This is a genomic window from Mycobacterium sp. (assembly GCF_046330795.1).
Lineage (GTDB): Bacteria > Actinomycetota > Actinomycetes > Mycobacteriales > Mycobacteriaceae > Mycobacterium.
Genome location: NZ_JAXLSA010000003.1, coordinates 214,436 through 236,863 on the forward strand (window position 1 = coordinate 214,436; position 22,428 = coordinate 236,863).

At 69.3% G+C, this 22,428-nt stretch carries 25 protein-coding genes; 22 read left to right on the forward strand and 3 right to left on the reverse strand.

What is annotated here, in order from left to right:
• The first annotated feature begins 17 nt into the window (after positions 1-17).
• Positions 18-1,235 (forward strand): sensor histidine kinase, encoded by a 1,218-nt coding sequence (locus tag U0R18_RS12375; protein WP_526368691.1) that lies wholly within the window; start codon positions 18-20, stop codon positions 1,233-1,235.
• Positions 1,236-1,375: 140 nt separating this feature from the next.
• A complete protein-coding gene (gene regX, locus U0R18_RS12380) occupies positions 1,376-2,062 on the forward strand; it encodes a two-component sensory transduction protein RegX (RefSeq protein WP_526368693.1) in 687 nt (228 codons plus the stop codon).
• A gap of 84 nt (positions 2,063-2,146) precedes the next feature.
• Here the strand turns inward: regX and U0R18_RS12385 are convergent, their stop codons facing one another.
• Positions 2,147-2,920, reverse strand: coding sequence for a DUF3109 family protein (locus U0R18_RS12385; protein WP_526368695.1), 774 nt, complete (start codon positions 2,918-2,920; stop codon positions 2,147-2,149).
• A gap of 95 nt (positions 2,921-3,015) precedes the next feature.
• Between U0R18_RS12385 and U0R18_RS12390 the strand changes: the two genes are divergently transcribed.
• The 9 genes from U0R18_RS12390 (at position 3,016) to U0R18_RS12430 (ending at position 10,622) form a co-directional block, all read left to right on the forward strand.
• On the forward strand, positions 3,016-4,056 hold the full coding sequence (locus U0R18_RS12390; RefSeq protein ID WP_526368697.1) for a Ppx/GppA family phosphatase: 1,041 nt from the start codon (positions 3,016-3,018) through the stop codon (positions 4,054-4,056).
• Positions 4,053-5,096, forward strand: coding sequence for an Rv0497 family membrane protein (locus U0R18_RS12395; RefSeq protein WP_526368699.1), 1,044 nt, complete (start codon positions 4,053-4,055; stop codon positions 5,094-5,096). The genes U0R18_RS12390 and U0R18_RS12395 overlap by 4 nt, the downstream gene beginning before the upstream one ends.
• Positions 5,097-5,106: 10 nt before the next feature.
• Positions 5,107-5,952, forward strand: a complete 846-nt coding sequence (locus U0R18_RS12400) for a sugar phosphate isomerase/epimerase family protein (RefSeq protein WP_526368701.1) — start codon at positions 5,107-5,109, stop codon at positions 5,950-5,952.
• Between the two features lie 15 nt (positions 5,953-5,967).
• Positions 5,968-6,798, forward strand: coding sequence for an acyl-CoA thioesterase (locus U0R18_RS12405; RefSeq protein ID WP_526368703.1), 831 nt, complete (start codon positions 5,968-5,970; stop codon positions 6,796-6,798).
• A 28-nt stretch (positions 6,799-6,826) separates the two neighbouring features.
• The gene (proC, locus tag U0R18_RS12410; protein ID WP_526368705.1) at positions 6,827-7,702 is read left to right on the forward strand and encodes a pyrroline-5-carboxylate reductase; all 876 of its coding nucleotides are present in this window, start codon (positions 6,827-6,829) and stop codon (positions 7,700-7,702) included.
• Between the two features lie 138 nt (positions 7,703-7,840).
• Positions 7,841-8,101 carry a helix-turn-helix domain-containing protein gene (locus tag U0R18_RS12415; RefSeq protein WP_526368707.1) on the forward strand — a complete coding sequence of 87 codons (261 nt, stop codon included), beginning with the start codon at positions 7,841-7,843 and terminating at the stop codon, positions 8,099-8,101.
• 124 nt (positions 8,102-8,225) lie between these two features.
• On the forward strand, positions 8,226-8,327 hold the full coding sequence (locus U0R18_RS12420) for a 30S ribosomal protein bS22 (protein WP_003402602.1): 102 nt from the start codon (positions 8,226-8,228) through the stop codon (positions 8,325-8,327).
• 135 nt (positions 8,328-8,462) lie between these two features.
• Positions 8,463-9,521, forward strand: a complete 1,059-nt coding sequence (locus U0R18_RS12425; RefSeq protein ID WP_526368709.1) for an NAD-dependent epimerase/dehydratase family protein — start codon at positions 8,463-8,465, stop codon at positions 9,519-9,521.
• A 48-nt stretch (positions 9,522-9,569) separates the two neighbouring features.
• A complete protein-coding gene (locus tag U0R18_RS12430; RefSeq protein WP_526368711.1) occupies positions 9,570-10,622 on the forward strand; it encodes a lysophospholipid acyltransferase family protein in 1,053 nt (350 codons plus the stop codon).
• An 87-nt stretch (positions 10,623-10,709) separates the two neighbouring features.
• On the opposite strand, the gene U0R18_RS12435 is transcribed toward U0R18_RS12430, so the two are convergent.
• Positions 10,710-11,210, reverse strand: a complete 501-nt coding sequence (locus U0R18_RS12435) for an FAS1-like dehydratase domain-containing protein (protein ID WP_526368713.1) — start codon at positions 11,208-11,210, stop codon at positions 10,710-10,712.
• Positions 11,211-11,244: 34 nt separating this feature from the next.
• A complete protein-coding gene (locus U0R18_RS12440) occupies positions 11,245-12,132 on the reverse strand; it encodes an HAD family hydrolase (RefSeq protein ID WP_526368715.1) in 888 nt (295 codons plus the stop codon).
• 65 nt (positions 12,133-12,197) lie between these two features.
• Between U0R18_RS12440 and U0R18_RS12445 the strand changes: the two genes are divergently transcribed.
• From U0R18_RS12445 to U0R18_RS12495, 11 genes are all read left to right on the forward strand, one after another.
• Positions 12,198-12,461 carry a glutaredoxin family protein gene (locus U0R18_RS12445; RefSeq protein WP_526368717.1) on the forward strand — a complete coding sequence of 88 codons (264 nt, stop codon included), beginning with the start codon at positions 12,198-12,200 and terminating at the stop codon, positions 12,459-12,461.
• A 191-nt stretch (positions 12,462-12,652) separates the two neighbouring features.
• The gene (locus U0R18_RS12450; protein ID WP_526368719.1) at positions 12,653-14,026 is read left to right on the forward strand and encodes a glutamyl-tRNA reductase; all 1,374 of its coding nucleotides are present in this window, start codon (positions 12,653-12,655) and stop codon (positions 14,024-14,026) included.
• Positions 14,027-14,041: 15 nt separating this feature from the next.
• Positions 14,042-14,971 carry a hydroxymethylbilane synthase gene (gene hemC / locus U0R18_RS12455; RefSeq protein ID WP_526368721.1) on the forward strand — a complete coding sequence of 310 codons (930 nt, stop codon included), beginning with the start codon at positions 14,042-14,044 and terminating at the stop codon, positions 14,969-14,971.
• Between the two features lie 4 nt (positions 14,972-14,975).
• Positions 14,976-16,646, forward strand: a complete 1,671-nt coding sequence (locus U0R18_RS12460) for a bifunctional uroporphyrinogen-III C-methyltransferase/uroporphyrinogen-III synthase (protein WP_526368723.1) — start codon at positions 14,976-14,978, stop codon at positions 16,644-16,646.
• A gap of 2 nt (positions 16,647-16,648) precedes the next feature.
• The gene (gene hemB, locus U0R18_RS12465) at positions 16,649-17,620 is read left to right on the forward strand and encodes a porphobilinogen synthase (protein ID WP_526368725.1); all 972 of its coding nucleotides are present in this window, start codon (positions 16,649-16,651) and stop codon (positions 17,618-17,620) included.
• Positions 17,617-18,030, forward strand: a complete 414-nt coding sequence (locus tag U0R18_RS12470) for a hypothetical protein (RefSeq protein ID WP_526368727.1) — start codon at positions 17,617-17,619, stop codon at positions 18,028-18,030. The genes hemB and U0R18_RS12470 overlap by 4 nt, the downstream gene beginning before the upstream one ends.
• 20 nt (positions 18,031-18,050) lie before the next feature.
• Positions 18,051-18,428, forward strand: coding sequence for a hypothetical protein (locus U0R18_RS12475; RefSeq protein ID WP_526368729.1), 378 nt, complete (start codon positions 18,051-18,053; stop codon positions 18,426-18,428).
• Positions 18,425-19,033, forward strand: a complete 609-nt coding sequence (gene mce1N, locus U0R18_RS12480) for a transport-regulating membrane protein Mce1N (RefSeq protein WP_526368731.1) — start codon at positions 18,425-18,427, stop codon at positions 19,031-19,033. The genes U0R18_RS12475 and mce1N overlap by 4 nt, the downstream gene beginning before the upstream one ends.
• A complete protein-coding gene (locus U0R18_RS12485; protein ID WP_526368733.1) occupies positions 19,030-19,287 on the forward strand; it encodes a hypothetical protein in 258 nt (85 codons plus the stop codon). Before mce1N ends, U0R18_RS12485 begins: the two co-directional genes overlap by 4 nt.
• Before the next feature lie 4 nt (positions 19,288-19,291).
• Positions 19,292-21,424 carry a heavy metal translocating P-type ATPase gene (locus U0R18_RS12490; protein ID WP_526369499.1) on the forward strand — a complete coding sequence of 711 codons (2,133 nt, stop codon included), beginning with the start codon at positions 19,292-19,294 and terminating at the stop codon, positions 21,422-21,424.
• Between the two features lie 137 nt (positions 21,425-21,561).
• The gene (locus tag U0R18_RS12495) at positions 21,562-22,428 is read left to right on the forward strand and encodes an oxygenase MpaB family protein (protein WP_526368735.1); all 867 of its coding nucleotides are present in this window, start codon (positions 21,562-21,564) and stop codon (positions 22,426-22,428) included.

The window sequence follows — 22,428 nt, forward strand, 5'->3', positions numbered from 1 at the left end:
GTGCGTACGATTTTCGTGTGAGTGTGGTGTCGGCGCTGATCGTCGCCGGGATCTTCCTCGTCGCGGGGATCGTGATCGGAGCTGTGGTGGCCCCCCGCTGGATTGACCGCCACCGCCGGCTGGCCGCCGAGCAGGCCGGCGTGACCGTCTCGCAGATGTTGGAGCACATCATCGCCGGCGCTCCGATCGGCGTCGCCGTCGTCGACACCCACCGTGACGTCGTCTTCATGAATGCCCGCGCCGAGGACCTCGGACTGGTGGTCGACCGCCGCCTCGACGAACGGGCGTGGACCGCCGCGCAGCGCACCCTGATGACCGGTGAGAGCCGCGACGTCGACCTGTCCCAGCGCCGCAGCGGCGCCCCGGGGCGGGCCACCCTGTCGGTGCGCGGTCATGTGAGCCTGTTGACCCGCGCGGACCGCCGGTTCGCCGTGCTCTACGCCGACGATCAGTCCGAGTACGCCCGATTGGAGGCCACCCGACGTGATTTCGTGGCCAACGTCAGTCACGAACTCAAGACGCCGGTCGGTGCCATGGGCGTGCTCGCCGAAGCACTGCTGGAATCGGCCGATGACCCCGATACCGTCCGCCGGTTCGGCACGAAAGTGCTCGCGGAGTCCAACCGGCTGGCGAACATGGTCGGTGAGCTGATCGAACTGTCACGGCTGCAGGGTGCCGAACCGCTGCCCGACCTCGACACCGTCAGCGTGGATACCGTTGTGGCGGAGGCGATTTCACGCAACAAGGTGGTGGCCGACAACGCCGAGATCAGCATCGCGACCGACACGCCGAGCGGCTTCCGGGTGCTGGGGGACCAGACGCTGCTGGTGACGGCCCTGGCCAACCTGATCTCCAACGGCATCGCCTACTCGCCGCACGGTTCGACGGTGTCGATCAGCCGCCGGCGCGCCGGGGACAACATCGAGATCGCGGTCACCGACCGCGGGATCGGGATCGCCCGCACGGATCAGGAGCGCGTGTTCGAGCGATTCTTCCGCGTCGATCAGGCGCGGTCGCGGGCGACCGGCGGCACCGGACTGGGATTGGCGATCGTCAAGCACGTGGCGGCCAATCACAACGGATCGATCCGACTGTGGAGCAAGCCGGGCACGGGCTCGACCTTCACGCTCTCGATCCCGGCATACCTGCACTGTGAATCTGCCTACGACTCGGACTTCGACGCTGAAGATGCCGAACCGGAGATTCCCCACGGAGAGGAAAAAGTCACCCGATGACACGAGCCGAGGAGCGGCGCCGATGACCCGCGCTGATGACGATGCAGAGCGAGGTACGAGCGATGAGGAGGAGCAGCGCCGATGACCCGCGCTGATGACGATGCAGAGCGAGGTACGAGCGATGAGGAGGAGCAGCGCCGATGACCAGTGTGCTGATCGTTGAGGACGAGGAATCGCTGGCCGACCCGCTGGCATTCCTGTTGCGCAAGGAGGGATTCGAGGCCACGGTGGTGGCCGACGGCCCCAGCGCATTGGCCGAATTCGACCGGGCGGGCGCCGACATCGTGCTGCTCGACCTGATGCTGCCGGGCATGTCGGGTACCGACGTCTGCAAGCAGCTGCGGGCCCGTTCCAGCGTGCCGGTCATCATGGTGACCGCGCGTGACAGCGAGATCGACAAGGTGGTGGGCCTGGAATTGGGGGCCGACGACTACGTCACCAAGCCGTATTCGGCGCGTGAGCTGATCGCCCGGATCCGGGCGGTGCTGCGCCGCGGCGGCGAGCCCGATGATGCCGGTTTGTACGACGGTGTGCTCGAGGCCGGTCCGGTGCGAATGGATGTCGAGCGGCACGTGGTCAGTGTCAACGGTGAGCCGATCACGTTGCCGCTCAAAGAGTTCGACCTGCTGGAGTACCTGATGCGCAACAGTGGCCGGGTGCTCACCCGGGGCCAGCTCATCGACCGGGTGTGGGGCGCCGACTACGTGGGTGACACCAAGACGCTCGACGTCCATGTGAAGCGGTTGCGTTCGAAGATCGAGTCCGACCCGGCCAACCCGGTGCACCTGGTCACCGTTCGCGGGCTGGGCTACAAGCTCGAGGGCTGATCCCCGTCCCCTTCGTGGGCGTCCGCATTTGTACGCAAGTACCGGCGTGTCGCCGTACGAACACGGACGCTCGCGGAAGGGGGACTACTCGGCGGCGCGGGTGGCCGGATGTACGGCGATGAGTCCTAATCCGCTGCGCCGCTTGCACATTGCGGCCAACTCGGCGTAGGCCTTCTCGCCGAGCAGTTCGGTCAGCTCGGGGGCGTACGACTGATAGACGGGCCGGCTGCCGACGTGCGCGGCCGGATCGCCGGTGCAGTACCAGTGCAGGTCCAGGCCGCCCTCGCCCCAGCCGCGGCGGTCGTACTCGGTGATGGTGGTCTTCAGGATCTCCGAACCGTCGGGCCGCGTGACCCAGTCCTGGGTCCGCCGGACCGGAAGTTGCCAGCACACTTCGGGTTTCATCGTCCACGGCTCGACGCCGAGTTTGATTGCCTTGCTGTGCAACGCGCATCCGATTCCGCCAGCGAACCCGGGCCGGTTCAGGAAGATGCAGGCGCCCTTGTACTTACGGGTCCGCAGGTTCGCCTTGCCGTCGTACTCGTCCATCTCCAGATAGCCCTTGCGGCCCAGTCCCTTGTCGCGGAACTGCCAGTCCTCGGCGGTCAGCGTCTTGACCGCGTCGTCGAGGTGGGCGCGGTCGTCGTCGTCGGACAGGAACGCACCGTGGCTGCAGCAGCCGTCGTCGGGCCGGTCCTCGACGGTGCCCTTGCACGCCGGGGTGCCGAACACACATGTCCAGCGCGACAGCAGCCAGGTCAGGTCCGCGGCGATCAGGTGTTCGGGATTGTCCGGGTCGTAGAACTCGACCCATTCGCGGGGGAAATCGAGTTCGACCTCGCCGGGATGGACGCTCACCCGGTCAACGGTAGTCGAGAATCGCGGCCGGCTCTTGCCGGGCGGCCGAAGAGCCCGCGGAACCTCGGCAGCATCCAGCCACTAGGTTGTATCCCGTGCGATTGGGTGTGCTCGACGTGGGCAGCAACACCGTCCACCTGCTGGTGGTGGACGCTCGTCGGGGTGGGCACCCCACGCCGATGAGTTCGACGAAGGCGGCCCTGCGGCTGGCCGAATCGATCGACGACTCGGGCAAGCTCACCCGGCGCGGCGCCGACAAGCTGATGTCGACCATCGACGAGTTCGCCAAGATCGCCGCCAGTTCCGGCTGTGCGGAGCTGATGGCCTTCGCCACCTCGGCGGTCCGCGATGCCAAGAACTCCGAGGACGTGCTGGCGCGGGTCCGGTCGGAGACCGGGGTGGAACTGCAGGTGCTCTCCGGTGTCGACGAGTCCCGGCTGACGTTCCTGTCCGTTCGTCGCTGGTACGGCTGGAGCGCCGGGCGCATCATCAACATCGACATCGGCGGCGGGTCCCTCGAGCTGTCCAGCGGGGTGGACGAGGAGCCGGATGTGGCGCTGTCGCTGCCGCTGGGTGCGGGCCGGCTGACCCGGGAGTGGCTGCCCGAGGATCCCCCCGGACGCCGGCGGGTCGCGATGCTGCGGGACTGGCTGGACACCGAACTGGCGGGGTCGGCCGATGCGGTGCTCGAGGCCGGCAATCCCGACCTGGCCGTCGCGACGTCCAAGACGTTCCGGTCGTTGGCGCGGCTCACCGGCGCGGCGCCGTCGGGCGCGGGGCCCCGGGTGAAGCGCACGCTCACCGCCAACGGCCTCAGACAGCTCATAGCTTTCATCTCTAGGATGGCCGCGGCTGACAGAGCGGAACTGGAAGGAGTCAGCGCCGAGCGCGCCCCGCAGATCGTCGCGGGCGCCCTGGTGGCTGAGGCGAGTATGCGTGCACTGGGCATCGACACCGTGGACATCTGTCCGTGGGCGCTGCGCGAGGGCCTGATCCTGCGCAAGCTCGATAGTGAAGCTGACGGAACCGCGTTGGTGGAGACACCGGTGGGGGATGCTGGGAGCCGAGCGGACCGACCGCAGGCTGCGCGGAACGGCGGCAAGGCGAGTGATCGGTCGAGAGGCAACAGGCGATGACGGAACCAGACGACGGCCAGACGGCCACGCGACCGATCTCGGTCGCCGAACTGCTGGCCAAGAACGGCACCATCGGCTCGCCGCCGGTGGGTGGGGGTCGTCGCCGCAAGCGCCGCGGCAACAGCGATGCCGTCACCGTCGCCGAGCTCACCGGCGAGATCCCGATCGTGCGTCTGGACGACAACGGGGTGCTTCTCCAGCACCATGACGACGGTGACATCGAAGAGCCCGGCATCGAGGACGAGGCCGACGGGTATGCCGACACCCATGACGATCATCACTACGTCGCGAGCCGGCTCGAGCCCTCGCCGGACCCCATGCCGCATCGCGGGTCGGGTATCAGACCCGAGCTCAGTCACTACCCGCGTCCGAAGGCGCCGGTCGCCGTCGATCCGGGCGGAGCAGGAGATGAGCCGGTGAACCCCGAGGCCATGACCCCCGACCCCACTGACGACGCGCCCGCGGTGAGCGCCCCGGCCGTCGATGACGAGCTGGGCATCGGCGCGGTCGACGAACCGGACGCGGAACTGTTCAGCGGAGTTGCGCTGTTCAGCAGCGAGGCCAACGACCTCGCCGAAGCGCCCGAGGACGCGGAAGGGGCCGTCGGCGGGGCCATTGATGATGCCGACACCGTCGAGCCCATCGCCGGGGACCTGTCGGACAGCCTGGTGGGCGATGTCGACGAGGATCTCGGCGACGAATACGGCCCGGCCGACCAGGACGAGTACGAGGATTACGAGGCCGTCTACGACTATTACGACGAGCCGACCCGTGGTCAGTCGATCCTGCGCGGCCTGGGCATTGCGCTGCAGTCCGTGCTGGCGGTGGCGCTGGGCGCCGGTTTGTTCCTGGCTTTCGCGCAGCTCTGGCAGTGGAACAGCCTGATCGCCATGGTGTTGGCGATCCTGGCCACCCTCGGCCTGGTCGCGGGGGTGTGGGTGGTTCGTCGGACGGAGGACATCGCGAGCACGTTGATCGCGGTCGGGGTGGGTCTGCTGGTCACCTTCGGACCGCTGGCCCTCATGCACGCGACCAACTGACGCGCGTCCCGTGCGTCCCGCGATCAAGGTCGGACTCTCGACGGCCTCGGTGTACCCGCTGCGGACCGAGGCCGCCTTCGAATACGCCGCCCGGCTGGGCTATGACGGCGTCGAGCTGATGGTGTGGGCGGAGACCGTCAGCCAGGACATCAACGCCGTGCAGCTGCTCTCCGAGCGCTACGACGTGCCGGTGCTGTCGGTCCACGCGCCGTGCCTGCTGATCAGTCAGCGGGTGTGGGGCGCCAATCCGATCATGAAACTCGAACGCAGCGTGCGCGCCGCCGAACAGCTCGGCGCGCAGACGGTGGTGGTGCACCCACCGTTCCGGTGGCAGCGCCGGTACGCCGAGGGGTTTTCCGCGCAGGTCGCCCAGTTGGAGGCCGCGAGTCAGGTCATGGTCGCCGTCGAGAACATGTTCCCGTTCCGGGCCGACCGCTTCTTCGGCACCGGCCAGACGTCGATCGAGCGGATGCGCAGGCGCGGTGGCAGCCCGGGGGTGGGGATCTCGGCGTTCGCGCCGTCGTACGACCCGCTGGACGGCAACCACGCCCACTACACGCTGGATCTGTCGCACACCGCCACGGCCGGCACCGACGCCGTCGAGATGGCCAACCGGATGGGCTCGGGGCTGGTGCACCTGCACCTGTGCGACGGCAACGGCGCATCCGCCGACGAGCACCTGGTGCCGGGCCGCGGGACCCAGCCCACCGCCGAGGTCTGCCAGATGCTGGCCAACAGTGACTTCGCCGGCCACGTGGTGCTGGAGGTCACCACGTCGGGGGCGCGCTCGGAAGCCGAACGCGAGGAGCTGCTGATCGAGTCGCTCGAGTTCGCCCGTACCCATCTGATGCGGTGACTCGTGCAACCGAACATGACCACGCCCTCGTTCGCGCATGCGATGACGCTGCGCCCGGTCTCCGACAGCCCGGACGGTCCCGTTTTCGCCGCGGATCTCAACCCGCACTGGACGATCGGCGCGAAGATCCACGGTGGCGTCATGGTGGCGCTGTGCGCCCGGGCGGCCACCGCCGCGGCCGGCGGGGCGCCGTCCGCGTCGCTGCAGCCGCTGGCGGTCTCGGCCAACTTCCTCGGCGCGCCCGACCCCGGTGAGGTCCAGCTGGTCACCGCCGTCCGCAAGCGCGGCCGGCGGATCAACGTGGTCGACGTCGAACTCAACCAATCCGGCCGCACCGCCGTGCGGGCCGCGGTGACCGTCGGAGTGGCGGAGTCCCCGGGAGAACCCCTACTGCTGGCCAACCCCGTGGTGGACGTCATGCCCGTGGAGCCGCCGCCGGGCCTCGGGGCGATCGGCCCCGGCCACCCGATGGCCGAGATCAACCATCTGGCGGCCGGCTGCGACATCCGCCCGGATCTGGCCAGCGTGTGGACCCACGAACCGGGCCGGTCCCCGGTGACCCGCGTGTGGGTGCGGCCCCGCGACGAGCCGGTGGATGCCCTGTTCGCATTGCTGGCCGGCGACATCTCGATGCCGGTGACGTTCGCGGTGGGTCGCACCGGCTGGGCCCCGACGGTGCAGCTGACGGCGTATCTGCGCGGGTTGCCGGTCGATGGCTGGCTGCGGGTCATCTGCACCACCACCCAGATCGGGCAGACCTGGTTCGACGCCGACCACACCGTCGTCGACAGCGCGGGCGCCGTGGTGGTGCAGACCCGTCAGCTCGCCATGGTGCCGACGCCGTAGCCGGCGCGAACCACTAGGGTTGCCCGACATGGCCAGAATCGCGATCATCGGCGGCGGAAGCATGGGCGAGGCCCTCCTGGCGGGACTGTTGAGGTCCGGCCGGCAGGTCAAGGACCTGGTGGTCGCCGAGAAGCAGCCGGAGCGCGGCAAATACCTCGCGGACACGTACTCGGTGCTGGTCACGTCCGTGCTCGACGCGGTCGAGCACGCGACGTACGTGATCGTGGCGGTCAAGCCGACCGATGTCGACCTGGTGATCGGCGACGTCGCCGAAGCGGCGGCCAAGGCCGAGTCGGGCAGTGCCGAGCAGGTGTTCGTGACCATCGCCGCCGGTGTGACGACGGCCTTCTACGAGAACAAGTTGCCCGCGGGCGCCCCGGTGATCCGGGTCATGCCGAACGCGCCCGCGCTGGTGGGTGCCGGCGTGAGTGCGCTGGCGCCCGGCCGGTTCGCCAGCGCCGAGCAGCTGCGGGCGGTGTCCGAGCTGTTCAACGCCGTCGGCGGCGTGCTCACGGTCACCGAGGCGCAGATGGACACGGTGACCGCGGTGTCGGGCTCCGGACCCGCTTACTTTTTTTTGATGGTTGAAGCACTTGTCGACGCTGGGGTGGCGGCCGGCCTGACCCGCACGGTGGCCACCGAACTCGTGGCGCAGACAATGGCCGGTTCGGCGGCGATGTTGCTGGAGCGGATGGAGGAGACCCGCAAGCGGGCCGCCGACGCCGCTACCGGGGTGGGTGTGGACACCTCGCCCGCGCAGCTCCGGGCGACCGTGACGTCCCCGGGCGGCACCACCGCCGCTGGCCTTCGCGAACTCGAGCGTGGGGGTTTGCGGGCGGCGGCGGCGGCCGCGGTCGAGGCGGCGAAAACCCGCTCTGAGCAGCTCGGAATCACATCAGAGTAATTCAGGAAGTTTCAACGGATTACCCAACACCCGTCGCATTAACCCCATCCGCAACGCTATTCTCCTCGTGTAAGCACGCGTTCGTGCCAGCGGAGGGGAAGCCGCTGGAACTGGCCGTGCCCGATTGATTGGGTTGCGATGACGTCTATGAACGGGCCTTCGGCGCGGGACTCGGCCGGCGCGAAGAAGGACAGTGGAACAGGTTCGGACCAACCGGTCGCGAAGGCGCAGTTCCTCACCGTCGCCGAGGTCGCGGCCCTGATGCGGGTCAGCAAGATGACCGTCTACCGGCTCGTCCACAACGGGGAGCTTCCCGCGGTACGGGTCGGGCGTTCCTTCCGTGTGCACGCCAAGGCGGTCCACGACCTGCTGGAGTCGTCCTACTTCGACGCCGGCTGACCCCGCCGGGTCCGGCGAGCGGTGCGGTTTTCGGTTGGGCGCGCTCCTTCGGTAAGGTGACCAGGTCAAGTCGTGTCCGCCCACCCGCGCGCGGACGTCACAGTGCTAGGTAGGCAGCGAGTTCATGGGTTCAGTCATCAAGAAGCGGCGCAAGCGCATGTCGAAGAAGAAGCACCGCAAGCTGCTTCGCCGCACTCGGGTGCAACGCAGAAAACTCGGTAAGTAACCCGATCTCCTCGGCTTCAGTTGCCCAACTGCGGTTGCGCTCACGATTCCGCACCGCGTGCCGCCGAACCTGAGCGTTTCCTTTTGGTTTCGCGCCCGAACCGCGTCGCGGGGTTCCGGCCGGTAGCCTGACGGGATGGAATTCGGCCGCGACGAGACCCCGCCGCCGAAAGTGGTCCTCGTCACCGGAGCGTGCAGGTTCCTCGGCGGGTATCTGACCGCCCGGCTGGCGCAGAACACGTCGATCGACCGGGTGATCGCCGTCGACGCGGTGACGCCCAGCAAGGACCTGAAGCGCCGGATGGGCCGGGCGGAGTTTGTCCGGGCCGATATCCGAAACCCGTTCATCGCCAAGGTGATTCGTGGCAACGACATCGACACCGTGGTGCATGCGGCGGCAGCGTCGTACGCTCCGCAGTCCGGTGGGCGGGCCACGCTCAAGGAACTCAATGTGATGGGCGCGATGCAGCTCTTCGCGGCCTGCCAGAACGCTCCGACGGTGCGCCGGGTGGTGCTGAAGTCGACGTCCGAGGTGTACGGCTCCAACCAGTTCGATCCGGTGATGTTCACCGAGGCCGGCGGTGCGCGCCGGCCGCTGCGCGACGGGTTCGGCCGCGACAGCACCGACATCGAGGGATACGTCCGTGGACTGGGCCGCCGCCGGCAGGACATCACCGTGACCATCCTGCGGCTGGCGAACATGATCGGGCCGGCGATGGACACCGCGCTGTCGCGCTATCTGGCCGGGCCCGTGGTGCCCACGGTCTTCGGCCGGGACGCCCGTCTGCAGCTGCTGCACGAGCAGGACGCCCTCAGCGCCCTGGAGCGTGCGACGCTGGCGGCCCGGCCGGGCACCTTCAACATCGGTGCTCGCGGCGTCATCATGATGTCCCAGGCGATCCGCCGTTCGGGCCGGGTGAGCCTGCCGCTGCCCCGGGTGGGTGTGCGGGCGCTGGACTCGATGCTGGGCGGGCGGGGGCGCGACGCGAGCAACGACAGCCTCGACTACATGAGCTTCGGCCGCGTGATGGACACCACGCGGATGCGCACCGAGTTGGGATTCGAGCCGAAATGGACCACCATGGAGGCCTTCGACGACTACGTGCGCGGCCGTGGTCTGACGCCGATCATCGATCCACGGTGGGTACGCTCTCTGGAGCGTCGCGCGACAGCATTGGCGCAGCAATGGGGATAACGATCACGGTCTGGTCAACGGCTGATTCGGGAGAGGGGGTGACAACTCGTGACGGGTGAGTCCAAGGCGAAAGTCATTCCGCTGCACGGAAATTCGTCCGCAGCGGCACGGCGTGCCGGGGAGCGCGCCGCGGCGGCGCGCCGACATCCGTCGTTGTTCACCGACGCCGACACCGCGCTCACCGATGAGCAGGTCTCCGCCGTCGTGCACGAGTTCGACCAGCACCGCGGCGCGCCGTTCACCGAGAACGATGAACCCAACGAGCTGGCGCAGCGCGTCAGCGCGATCTCGGAGTTCCTGCGCAAACGACTCACGGGCGACTACATCGTCGACGAGTTCGGCTTCGATCCCGATCTCAACAACGCGGTGTTCCTGCCGATCCTGCGGACCCTGTTCCGCAACTGGTTCAGGGTGGAGGTCAGCGGGATCGAGAACCTGCCCGTCGACGGGGCCGCGCTGATCGTCGCCAACCACGCCGGCGTGCTCCCGTTCGACGGCCTGATGACCTCGGTGGCCGTGCACGACCATCATCCGACCAACCGCGACCTGCGGCTACTGGCCGCCGATCTGGTGTTCGACATGCCGATGGTCGGGCAGGCCGCCCGCAAGGCGGGTCACACGATGGCCTGCACCGAGGACGCACACCGACTGCTGGCCGACGGCGAACTGACGGCCGTCTTCCCCGAGGGCTACAAGGGCCTCGGCAAGCACTTCCGGGACCGCTACAAGCTGCAGCGCTTCGGCCGCGGTGGATTCGTCTCGGCGGCCCTGCGCACCCAGGCTCCCATCGTGCCGTGCTCGATCGTCGGCTCCGAGGAGATCTACCCGATGATCGCCGACGTGAAGCTGCTGGCCAGGCTGATGGGCCTGCCGTACTTCCCGGTCACCCCGCTCTTCCCGCTGGCCGGTCCGCTCGGCATGGTGCCGTTGCCGTCGAAGTGGCACATCGAGTTCGGGACGCCCATCGACACCACCGGCTACGACGCGGCGGCGGCCGATGACCCGATGGTCACCTTCGAGTTGACCGACCAGGTGCGCGAGACCATCCAGCAGACGCTCTACCGCCTGCTGGCCGGCCGTCGCAACATGTTCTTCGACTGACCGTTCTGCGCCGAGATCGACGAAAAGGCGCGAGACTCTCGCACTTTCACGCCGAAACGGACGTCTCGGCGTGGTTGGGGTGTTGGCTCAGTTGCCCATCGCCCGGGCCGCGATGGCCGCGATCTGCTCATTGGTCTCCTCATCACTGGAGGCCTCGCCGAACATGGTGACCACGCTGGTGATGACGGGCTCGCCGTTGGCATCGGTGACCTCGGCGCGGATCTCGGTGATCACCGCGCCGTGCGACTCGACGACGCTATCGAGGTAGGAGTCGAAATAGAGCTCGTCACCGGCCACCAGCGGACGGTGGAAGGTGAGCTTCTGGTCGCGGTGGATGACGCGGGCGATGTTGATACCCACGTCGAAGCGCTTGAACATCTCCAGCTGCACGCGCCGGCCGGCCACGGCGATGAACGTCAGAGGTGCCAGCACACTGTCGTAGCCGAGTTCGTTGGCCTCGGCCGCGTCACGGTGGGCCGGGTGGTCGTCCTTGACCGCGGCGGCGAACTCCCGGATCTTCTCCCGGCCGACCACGAAGCGGTCGTGGTAGCGGTAATGCGTTCCGATGATCTCTTCAGCGATGGCCATAGCGCTTGTCAGCCTAGTCGACGGCGCGGGTGTTCTACTTCCGCCGGGACGCGACGGCGGCCAGCGCTCCGCCCGCGGCGCCCAGCGCCAGCGCCGAGGGCACCCCGATCCGCGCGGCCTTGCGCACGGTCCGGAAATCCCGGATCTCCCAGCCGCGCTCGCGGGCCACGTCGCGCAGATCGGCGTCGGGGTTGATCGCCACCGCGGTGCCCACCAGGGTGAGCATCGGCAGATCGTTGTACGAGTCGGAGTAGGCGGTGCAGCGGCGCAGGTTCAGCCCTTCCCGGATGGCCAGCGCCCGAACGGCGTGGGCCTTGCCCGCCCCGTGCAGGATCTCGCCGACCAGTCGCCCGGTGAAGACCCCGTCGACCGATTCGGCGACCGTCCCCAGCGCGCCCGTCAGGCCGAGCCGGCGGGCGATGGTGGCCGCCAGCTCGTAGGGCGTCGCCGTCACCAGCCAGACCTGCTGGCCGGCATCCAGATGCATCTGGGCCAGGTCACGCGTGCCGGGCCAGATCTTGTCGGCGATGTACTCGTCGTAGATCTCCTCGCCGAGCGCCTCCAGTTCCGAGGTCGGGCGACCCTCGATGAAGGACAGCGCCTTCTGCTTGCCCTCGGCCACGTCGTCGCTGTTCTCCCGGCCGGTCAGCTGGAACTTGGCCTGCGCGTAGACGAACCCCATCACGTCGCGGTAGGTGAAGTACTTGCGGGCGGCCAGCCCGCGGGCGAAATGGACCAGCGACGAGCCGTGCACCATCGTGTTGTCGACGTCGAAGAACGCCGCGGCGGTCAGGTCGGCCGGGGGCGCCGTCCGTTCGGCGGGTTCGGCCTCTTCCTGGTCGGCTTCGTGCTCGGCGAGGTCCTCGACGGCGCGTTCGGCGCTGGCCTCCCCGGCCACCGGTTCTGTCTCGCTACCGGTCATCGATGGACACCCCCTCTCCGCATGCGCTGTCGCCTGACAACCCTACTGAGTGCAGACTGAAACCCGTGTCCCGACCGACCGTCACCGTGCTCACCCGTGCGGGCTGCAGCATCTGCGAACGTGTCCACGCGCGCCTCGGCGAGTTGTCCGGTGAGCTCGGCTTCGACGTGAGCACCACCGACGTCGACGCCGAAGCCGCCGCCGGACGGCCCGCCCTGCGCGCGGAATATGGCGACCGGTTGCCGGTGGTCCTCCTCGACGGTGTCGAACACAGCTACTGGGAGATCGACGAGCCCCGGTTGCGCCGCGATCTGAGGGGTCCCGGTTAGTTCGTCGGCGGGCCTCGTGCTCGCGGAACTGCGCCGCTCGCCGAACCCGCCGATTCCGTTGTCGGCGGGCCTCGTGCTCGCGGAACTGCGCCGCTCGCCGAACCCGCCGAAAAATTTGGAGACCACCTAGGCAAACGACTACCTTGTAGGCAGTTTTCGCGGCGGCAAGGGAGCGGCTAGGTGATTGCTCTGTGAGTGTCCTGCTCTTCGGGGTGTCGCACCGCAGCGCGCCGGTTTCCGTCCTCGAACAACTGTCCACCGACGAGGCCGATCAGGCCAAGATCGTCGCCAAGGTGCTGCAATCGCCGCTGGTCACCGAGGCAATGGTGCTGTCCACCTGCAACCGCGTCGAGGTGTACGCCGTCGTGGACGCCTTCCACGGCGGGCTCTCGACCATCGGGCAGGTGCTCTCCGAACACTGCGGCATGCCGATGGGCGATCTGACGAAGTACGCCTATGTGCGTTACGCCGAGGCCGCCGTCGAGCATCTGTTCGCCGTCGCGTCGGGCCTGGACTCCGCGGTCGTCGGCGAGCAGCAGGTGCTCGGGCAGGTGCGCCGGGCCTACGCGTCGGCCGAGGCCAATCACACCGTCGGGCGCATCCTGCACGAGCTGGCGCAGCGCGCACTGTCGGTGGGCAAGCGGGTGCACTCGGAGACCGGCATCGACGCGGCCGGCGCCTCCGTGGTTTCGGTGGCCCTCGACATGGCGTCGGAGCGGCTGTCCGGCCTGACCGGTCGCACGGCGGCCGTCATCGGCGCCGGCGCGATGGGCGCCCTCTCGGCCGCCCACCTGATGCGCGCCGGGATCAGCACGGTGCTGGTGGTCAACCGCTCGCTGCCGCGCGCGGAGCGCCTCGCCGGCAATCTGCGTGAGCAGGGCATCGAGGCCCGGGCGCTGGTCCTGGACCACCTGGCGATCGCGCTGGCGGCCTCCGACGTCGTGGTCAGCAGCACCGGCGCGGTGCGCCCGGTGGTCTCGCTGGCCGATGCGCACTATGCGCTGGCCCGCCGCCGCGACCGGGACGATCTGGTGGTGTGCGATCTGGGTATGCCGCGCGACGTGGATCCCGCGGTCGCCGGGCTGCCGGGCGTGGACGTCATCGACATGGACCGCATTCAGCGGGAACCGTCGGCACGAGCGGCCGCGTCCGACGCCGACGCGGCCCGCAAGATCGTGGCGGCCGAGGTGGCCAGCTATCTGACCGGCCAGCGGATGGCGGAGGTCACCCCGACGGTCACGGCGTTGCGTCAGCGCGCCGCCGACGTGGTCGAGGCCGAGCTGCTGCGCTTGGACAACCGGTTGCCCGGTCTGGACGACGTCCACCGCGACGAGGTGGCGCGCACCGTGCGCCGGGTGGTCGACAAATTGCTGCACGCGCCCACCGTGCGGGTCAAGCAACTGGCCAGCGCACCCGGCGGCGACAGCTACGCCGAGGCGCTGCGGGAGCTCTTCGAACTGGATCCGACGGCTGTCGATGCCGTTGCTGCGGGCGAGTTGCCGCTGGTGGCAACGGAATTCGACCCTGCCGCGCCGTCGGACGTCCTCGGCGAGACGCAAGAGTAGGGCAGACCCGCGAACGTGATCCGGATCGGCACCCGTGGCAGCCTGTTGGCCACCACCCAGGCCGGCACCGTACGTGATGCCCTGCAGGCGCTGGGCCACGATGCGGAGCTGGTGATCATCTCGACCGAGGGCGATCGGTCGTCGGCCCCCATCGCTGACATCGGCGTCGGCGTGTTCACCACCGCGATCCGCGACGCGGTGGCCGACGGCCGGGCCGACGTTGCGGTGCACTCCTACAAGGACCTCCCGACCGCCGCCGACGACCGGTTCACCATCGCGGCCATCCCGGTGCGGGCCGACTCCCGCGACGCGCTGGTTGCCCGCGACGGCCTGGTGCTGGGTGAATTGCCGGCTGGTTCGGTGATCGGAACATCGTCCGTGCGGCGGGCGGCACAGCTTAGAGCACTGGGTCTCGGTTTGGAAATCCGCCCCCTAAGAGGCAACCTGGACACCAGGTTGAACAGGGTAAGCAGCGGTGATCTCGATGCCGTCGTGGTGGCCCGGGCGGGACTGTCCCGCATCGGACGCCTCGACGTCGTCACCGAGACGCTGGAGCCGGTACAGATGTTGCCGGCACCGGCTCAGGGTGCGTTGGCGATCGAGTGCCGTGCCGGTGATACGGCGCTGGTGGAACTGTTGGCGGCGCTCGACGACGCTGACACCAGATCGGCGGTCACCGCGGAGCGTGTCCTGCTCGCCGAGCTGGAGGCGGGTTGTTCCGCACCGGTCGGCGCGATCGCCGAGGTGGTCGAATCGATCGATGAGGACGACTCACATGTCTTCAACGAACTGTCGTTGCGCGGCTGCGTGGCGGCGCTGGACGGATCCGACGTGATCCGCGCGTCCGGCATCGGAACTCCCGGTCGGGCTCGAGAGCTGGGGCTCTCGGTGGCCGCGGAGTTGTTCGAGTTGGGTGCGCGCGAGCTCATGGAAGAGCGGGAGTGAGCAGATGAGCATGCGAGGCCGTAAGCCGAAGCCGGGGCGCATTCTGTTCGTCGGGTCAGGGCCGGGAGATCCGGGCCTGCTGACGACGCGGGCGCGGGCGGTGCTGGCCAACGCCGCGTTGGTGTTCACCGACCCCGATGTGCCCGAACAGGTCCTGAGCATCGTCGGTACCGAGTTGCCGCCGGCCGCCGGACCCGCCCCCGCACCGGCGTCCGTCACCCCCGACGATGCGTCTCCGGGCGCCGGGCCTGTCGAAGAGCTCGCCGCGCCGATCGTCACGCTCGGACCCGACGTCCGGCCCGCCCTCGGCGACCCGGCCGAGGTCGCCAAGATCCTGGCCCATGAGGCGCGGGAGGGCCACGATGTGGTCCGGCTGGTCGCCGGCGACCCGCTGTCGATCGACTCGGTCCTGGCCGAGGTCAACGCCGTGTCCAAGACCCAGCTGGCCTTCGAGATCCTGCCGGGCCTGCCCGCGGCCACCGCCGTCCCGACCTACGCCGGCCTGCCGTTGGGCTCGTCGCACACCGTGGCCGACGTCCGCTCACCGGACGTGGACTGGCCGGCCCTGGCCGCCGCACCCGGCCCGCTGATCCTGCACGCCACCGCGCAGCACCTGGCCGACTCGGCGCGCACCCTCATCGAGCACGGTCTGCACGACTCCACCCCGTGCGTCGTCACCGCGCAGGGCACCACGTGTGCACAGCGCAGCGTGGAGGCCACGCTGGCCGAGCTCTGCGACCGCGCGGCCATCGGCGCCAATGACCCGGCCGGCCCGCTGACCGGACCGCTCGTGGTCACCATCGGCAAGACCGTCGCGCACCGCGCGAAGCTCAACTGGTGGGAGAGTCGGGCCCTGTACGGCTGGACCGTGCTGGTGCCGCGCACCAAGGATCAGGCGGGCGAGATGAGCGACCGACTGGTCAGCCACGGCGCGCTGCCCATCGAGGTGCCCACCATCGCCGTCGAGCCGCCGCGCAGCCCGGCCCAGATGGAGCGGGCGGTCAAGGGTCTGGTCGACGGGCGCTACCAGTGGGTGGTCTTCACGTCCACCAACGCGGTGCGCGCGGTGTGGGAGAAGTTCATGGAGTTCGGCCTGGACGCGCGGGCGTTCTCCGGCGTCCGGATCGCCTGCGTCGGCGAGGCCACCGCCGATCGGGTGCGCGCGTTCGGCATCAGCCCGGAACTGGTGCCGTCGGGTGAGCAGTCCTCGCTCGGCCTGCTCGACGAATTCCCGCCCTACGACGACATTTTCGATCCGGTGAACCGGGTGCTGCTGCCCCGCGCCGACATCGCCACCGAGACGCTGGCCGAGGGCCTGCGTGAGCGCGGCTGGGAGATCGAGGACGTCACCGCCTACCGCACGGTGCGGGCCGCCCCGCCGCCGGCGCAGACCCGCGAGATGATCAAGACCGGTGGGTTCGACGCCGTCTGCTTCACCTCGAGTTCCACGGTGCGCAACCTGGTCGGCATCGCCGGCAAACCGCACGCGCGCACCATCGTGGCGTGCATCGGCCCCAAGACCGCCGAGACCGCAGCGGAATTCGGCCTGCGGGTGGATGTGCAGCCGGAGACTGCGGCCGTGGGCCCGCTGGTCGAGGCGCTGGCCGAGCACGCCGCCCGGCTGCGCGCCGAGGGTGCGCTGCCGCCGCCGCGCAAGAAGAGCCGCAGGCGCTAATCGTGCGGCAGCGCCCGCGCAGGCTGCGCTCGACGGCGGCGATGCGACGGCTGGTTGCCGAAACATCCTTGGAGCCAAGGCATCTGGTGCTGCCGATGTTCGTCGCCGACGGCATCTCGCAACCCCGGCCGATCTCGTCGATGCCGGGGGTGGTCCAGCACACCCGGGACTCGCTGCGCCGCGCCGCCGCCGATGCGGTGGCCGTTGGGGTCGGCGGGCTGATGCTGTTCGGGGTGCCCCGTGACGAGGACAAGGACGCCTGCGGATCGGCGGGCGTGGATCCCGACGGCATCCTGAACGTCGCTCTGCGTGATCTGTCGAAGGACCTCGGCGATGCCAGCGTGCTGATGGCCGATACCTGTCTGGACGAGTTCACCGATCACGGCCACTGCGGCGTACTCGATTCGCGGGGCCGGGTCGACAATGACGCGACCAACGCTCAGTACGTGAAACTGGCTGTGGCACAAGCAGAGTCGGGTGCCCAGCTGGTGGGGCCCAGCGGCATGATGGACGGTCAGGTGGCGGCGATCCGCGACGGCCTGGATGCCGCCGGGTATTCCGACGTCGCCGTTCTGGCCTACGCGGCGAAATTCGCGTCGGCGTTCTACGGGCCGTTCCGGGAGGCGGTCGCGTCGAGCCTGGAGGGCGATCGCCGGACATACCAGCAGGAGGCCGGCAACGGCCGGGAGGCGCTGCGCGAGATCGAGCTGGACATCGCCGAGGGCGCCGACGTGATCATGGTCAAGCCCGCAATGGCCTACCTGGATGTGGTGCGCGCCGCGGCCGACGTGTCCCCGGTGCCCGTTGCGGCCTATCAGGTGTCCGGCGAGTACGCGATGATCAGTGCCGCGGCCGCCAACGGCTGGGTGGACCGGCGCGCGGCCGTATTGGAATCGCTGACCTGTATCCGGCGGGCCGGCGCGGACATCGTGCTGACCTACTGGGCTGCCGAGGTCGCCGGCTGGCTGGCGTGAGCGCGCCGGGAGCCCCTGGCCCGGCGACGCGTCCCGAGGACGTCGACACCGCCGTCTGGCTGTGGGCGGTCGGGTTGCCGCTGATGATCGCCGGCTATGTCAGTGACGCGGTGTCGGGCCCGCGGCCGGGATTCCTGGTGGTGCTCACCGTCGTGTTCGTCGTGGTGCTGGCGACGGTGGTGGTGACGTTCCTGGTGCTGATGCGCGCCGGGTACCGGTGGGCGCGCACGGTCCTGGTGGCCGGGGCGCTGGCGTCGATCGTGTACACCGTCAACGCGCTGCTGACCGTGCGGCGGGATACGCCGGGTGCGCTGATCTACGCCGGTACCGGCATCGTCGGCACCGTGTTGCTCGCCGGCGGGGTGTTCCTGCTGCACCGCAAGGACGCCGACGCCTGGTTCACCCGGTGACCGGATAGGCTGGCCCGACCATGGATTCCCCCGCACCGCCGCGTCCGCGTGTCGTCGAGGTCGCCTTCTGGCTGCTGGTCGTTGCAGCACTGGCATTGATCACGACCGGGCTGGTGGTCGTGTTCTCGTCGTCGCCGCTTCCGGCATTCTTCCGGGGCGCGGGCGTCCTGTTCGCCGTGGCCGGCGCCGCGCTGGCGTTCGTCGCCGGCCGCACCCGTGGCGGCGATGCCCGGTTCCGGAGCGCGACCATCGGACTGGCACTCGCCCTGGTGGTCCTGCTGGCGTTGTTCAGCCTGTTCAGCCGGGGGCTGGCGTGGCTGCTCATCATGGTGGTGCTCATGGTCGCGGCGATCCTGCTGCTGCGTCCCGCCGCCCACGATTGGTTCGTGGACCGATGACCGAGCCGGAGCCGACTCCCGAGATCCTGTTCGCCGAAAGCGGCGCCAGTTGGCTGTGGCTGCTGGCCGGGCCGGCCGCCGGTCTGGCGATGTTCCTGATCCAGCTCAACAGCGGGCTCGGGGTGCGGTGGGTGGTTCCGCTGGCGTTCTTCCTGCTCGTGTCGTCGTTCCTGGCGCTGCAGATCAAGGCGGCGCGCATTCACACCTCGGTGGAGTTGACGCCCGAGGCCCTGCGGGAGGGCACCGAGACCATCCTGGTCGACGAGATCGTCGCCCTGTACCCCGAGCCGCCGGCCAAGCGGTCCTACGAGCGCGGGCTGATGAAACCCAACGCGATGACCAATCGCGCCATGAAGCGGGCCGGGTTCGACGAGGCGGAGCTGGCCGCCGCGGCGGAACCGGAGGACGACGGCGAGGACGACGCAGCAGCGGAGGCGGCCCGGAAGTGGCAGTCGGCGCGGGCGATCGGTGAACTCACCGGGGTGCCGCGCGGCCGCACCGGCATCGGCCTGAAGCTGACGGGCGGGCGCACCGCGCAGGCCTGGGCCCGGGACCACCGCGGTCTGCGCGCGGCGCTGACGAGGCTGGTGGAGGCCAGGCCGTGACGGCGCGGGTACGTGCGCGGTTGCAGTTGATCCTGGCGGTCGTCGCGGCCGCCGGTTGTGTGTGGAGCTGGGTGGCGGCGCGGTCGGAGGCCGTGGTGGCGCCGGTGGCCGACGGGCAGCCGTCCACCACATCGATCCTCTACGACCCGGCACTGATCAGCCTGGCGCTGGTGCTGGCCACGGTCGCGGGTGTGCTGGCCGTCCTGGGGGTGGCCAACCGCCGCCGGGAGCGACCCCATACACATACCCCGTAGGGGTATAGTCGCCAGGGTGAACGACACCCGAACCATCACCGATCTGCGCCTGAGCGGCATGAGCTGTGCTTCCTGCGCCGCGCACATCGAGAACGCCCTGAACAACCTCGCCGGCGTGCATGCAACCGTGAACTTCGCGGTCGAGACGGCGCACGTCGAACACGATCCCGACGTGGCCCCCGACGATCTGGTCGCCGCCGTCGAATCCTGCGGATACCACGCCGAAGCCGTCCCCGAACACGACGCGGCGGGCGGCGGGCACGATCACATGGACCACGATTCGGGCAGCGGCCTGTTGGCGCGGCTCGTCGGCTCGGCCGCGCTGGGCATCCCGGTCGTCGCGATCTCGATGGTGATGGCGTGGCACTTTCCCGGCTGGGAGTGGCTGGCCCTGGTGTTGACCACCCCCATCGTGTTCTGGGGTGGCTATCCGTTCCACCGCGCCGCGTTGCGCAGTGCCCGGCACGGCCGGTCGACGATGGACACCCTGGTGTCGCTGGGCACCCTGGCCGCATATCTGTGGTCGGTCGTGGTGGTGCTGACCGGTAGCGGCCACCATGGTGGGCACGTCTATTTCGAGACGGCCGCGGCGGTCACGGTGTTCCTGCTGGCCGGGCGCTACGCCGAGGCGCGCGCCAAGCGTTCCGCCGGCGCGGCCCTGACGGCCCTGGTGTCGCTGGCCGCCAAGGACGCCACGGTGCTGCGCGGCGAGGCCGAGGCCCGGATACCTGCCGGAGAGCTGGTGGTCGGCGACGTGCTGGTGGTGCGCCCCGGCGAACGGGTCGCCACCGACGGCACCGTGATCGACGGGGCCAGCGCCCTGGACACCTCGGCGCTGACGGGCGAGTCCGAGCCGCGCGATGTCGGCCCCGGCGACGCCGTGCTGGGTGGGTCGCTGAACACCTATGGCCGGATCCTCTTGCGTGCCAACACCGTTGGTGCTGACACCCAGCTGGCCCGGATGGCCCGGATGGTCACCGAGGCGCAGAACGGCAAGGCGGCCGTCCAGCAGTTGGCCGATCGGGTGTCGGCGGTCTTCGTGCCCGTCGTGCTCGGCATCGCCGCGGTGACGCTGGTGGCCTGGCTGGTGTTCGGCCCGTCGGTGACCGCCGCGTTCACCGCCGCCGTCGCGGTACTGATCATCGCCTGCCCCTGCGCGCTGGGCCTGGCCACGCCGACGGCCATCCTGGTGGGCACGGGACGCGGCGCGCAGCTGGGCATTCTGTACAAGAACCCGAGTGTGCTCGAAACGGTCACCGGTATCGACACCGTCGTGCTGGACAAGACCGGCACCGTCACCACGGGCGCCATGAGCGTCACCGGCGATCCGGACGACACCCTGCTGGCCCGGGCCGCGGCGGTGGAGTCCGCGTCCGAACATCCGGTGGCGACCGCCATCGTTGCCGCGGCGCGCGAGCGCGGGCTCACGGTGGCGCCGGTCGGCGATTTCGTCAACGAACCGGGCGTCGGCGTCTCGGGCCTGGTCGACGGCACCCGGGTGAAGGTCTCCCGGGCGGGCTCGACCGCCGGTGCCGTCCTGCCGGGCACCGCCGTCGAGGTGATCTGGGACGGACGCGCACAGGGTGTCATTCGTCTGGCGGACGCCGTGAAGGCCACCAGTCCCGCGGCCGTGGCCGAACTGCGCGCGATGGGGGTGACCCCGATGCTGCTGACCGGCGATTCCGCAGCGGTGGCACACAGCGTCGCCGCCGCAGTGGGTATCGACGCCGACAACGTCATCGCCGGTGTCCTGCCGACCGAGAAAGCCGCTGTGGTGCAACGACTTCAGGCGCAGGGCCGCAAGGTCGCCATGGTGGGCGACGGGGTCAACGACTCCGTCGCGCTGGCGACCGCGGATATCGGGATGGCCATGGGCACCGGCACCGACGCCGCCATCGAGGCGGGCGACGTCACGCTGGTGCGAGGCGATCTGCGGGCGGTGCCGACCGCCCTGCGGCTGGCCGCACGCACGTTGCGGGTGATCAAGCAGAACCTGTTCTGGGCGTTCGGCTACAACGTGGCGGCCATCCCGCTGGCCGCCCTCGGCCTGCTGAACCCGATGATCGCCGGCGCGGCCATGGCCGCCTCGTCGGTGCTGGTGGTGCTCAACAGCCTCCGGCTGCGCGGGTTCCACTGACGCCCCAACCCCGCCGAAACGGACGTATCGGCGAAAAGGCCCGAGTTCATGCCTCCATTTCGTCGATCTCGGCATCGCTCGAGTGTCCCCGGCCACAGCCGTTTGGTACAGAGTTCAGAATCTGTAACACTGTGTCCATGACGGAGCTCGCCCAATCCGGGACCAAGTCTGAAGCCGCGCCACTGGATGCGCACTCACTGGTGTGGCGGTACTTCGGCGACAACCGCATGTACCTGATCGGGCCGCGGCCCGCGGTGCTGCAGAACATGCTGGCCGAACTCGGCCAGGGCGTGCTGGACCACTCGGTGTTCTTCGCGGATACCGCCGCCCGGATCAAGCGGTCGATCCCGCCGATCATGCGAACGGTCTACGGCTCGGAAGCCGCCAACGACGGCCTGCAGGTCCGCGACTTCCATGTCAACATCAAGGGCGCGATGCCGGACGGCTCGCAGTACCACGCGCTCAATCCGGAGACCTACTTCTGGGCGCACGCCACCTTTGTCGAGCAGGTGCTCTACTTCGCCGACACCTTCGTCAAACGTCTCACCGACGCGGAGAAGGAGCAGATCTGGCAGGAGGGCAAGACCTGGTACCGCCGCTACGGTGTCAGCGACCGGATCGTGCCCGACACCTACGCCGACTTCGTGACGTACTGGGACCACATGATGGATTCCGTCGTGATCCCGCACAAGACCGCGCAGTACGGTATCGGCTACGTCACCAAGGGCTTCCCCAAGCCCAAGGCCGTATCCCCGCTTGCGTGGAAACTCGTTGCGCCCGTGTTCAATCCGATCGCAGCATTTCTGACCACCGGTGGAATGCCGCCGCGGGCGCGGGACATGCTCGGTCTGCCGTGGAGCGACCGCCAGGAGCGCCGGTACCGGCGACTGGCCGCGTTCTGGCGCTCGCGCCCCGTCAACGCAGTGTGGGACCGGCTGCCGATGTCGGTGCGCTACAACGCGTTCGCCCGCACCGGCTACGCGAGGGAAGGTGTCACGCCATAA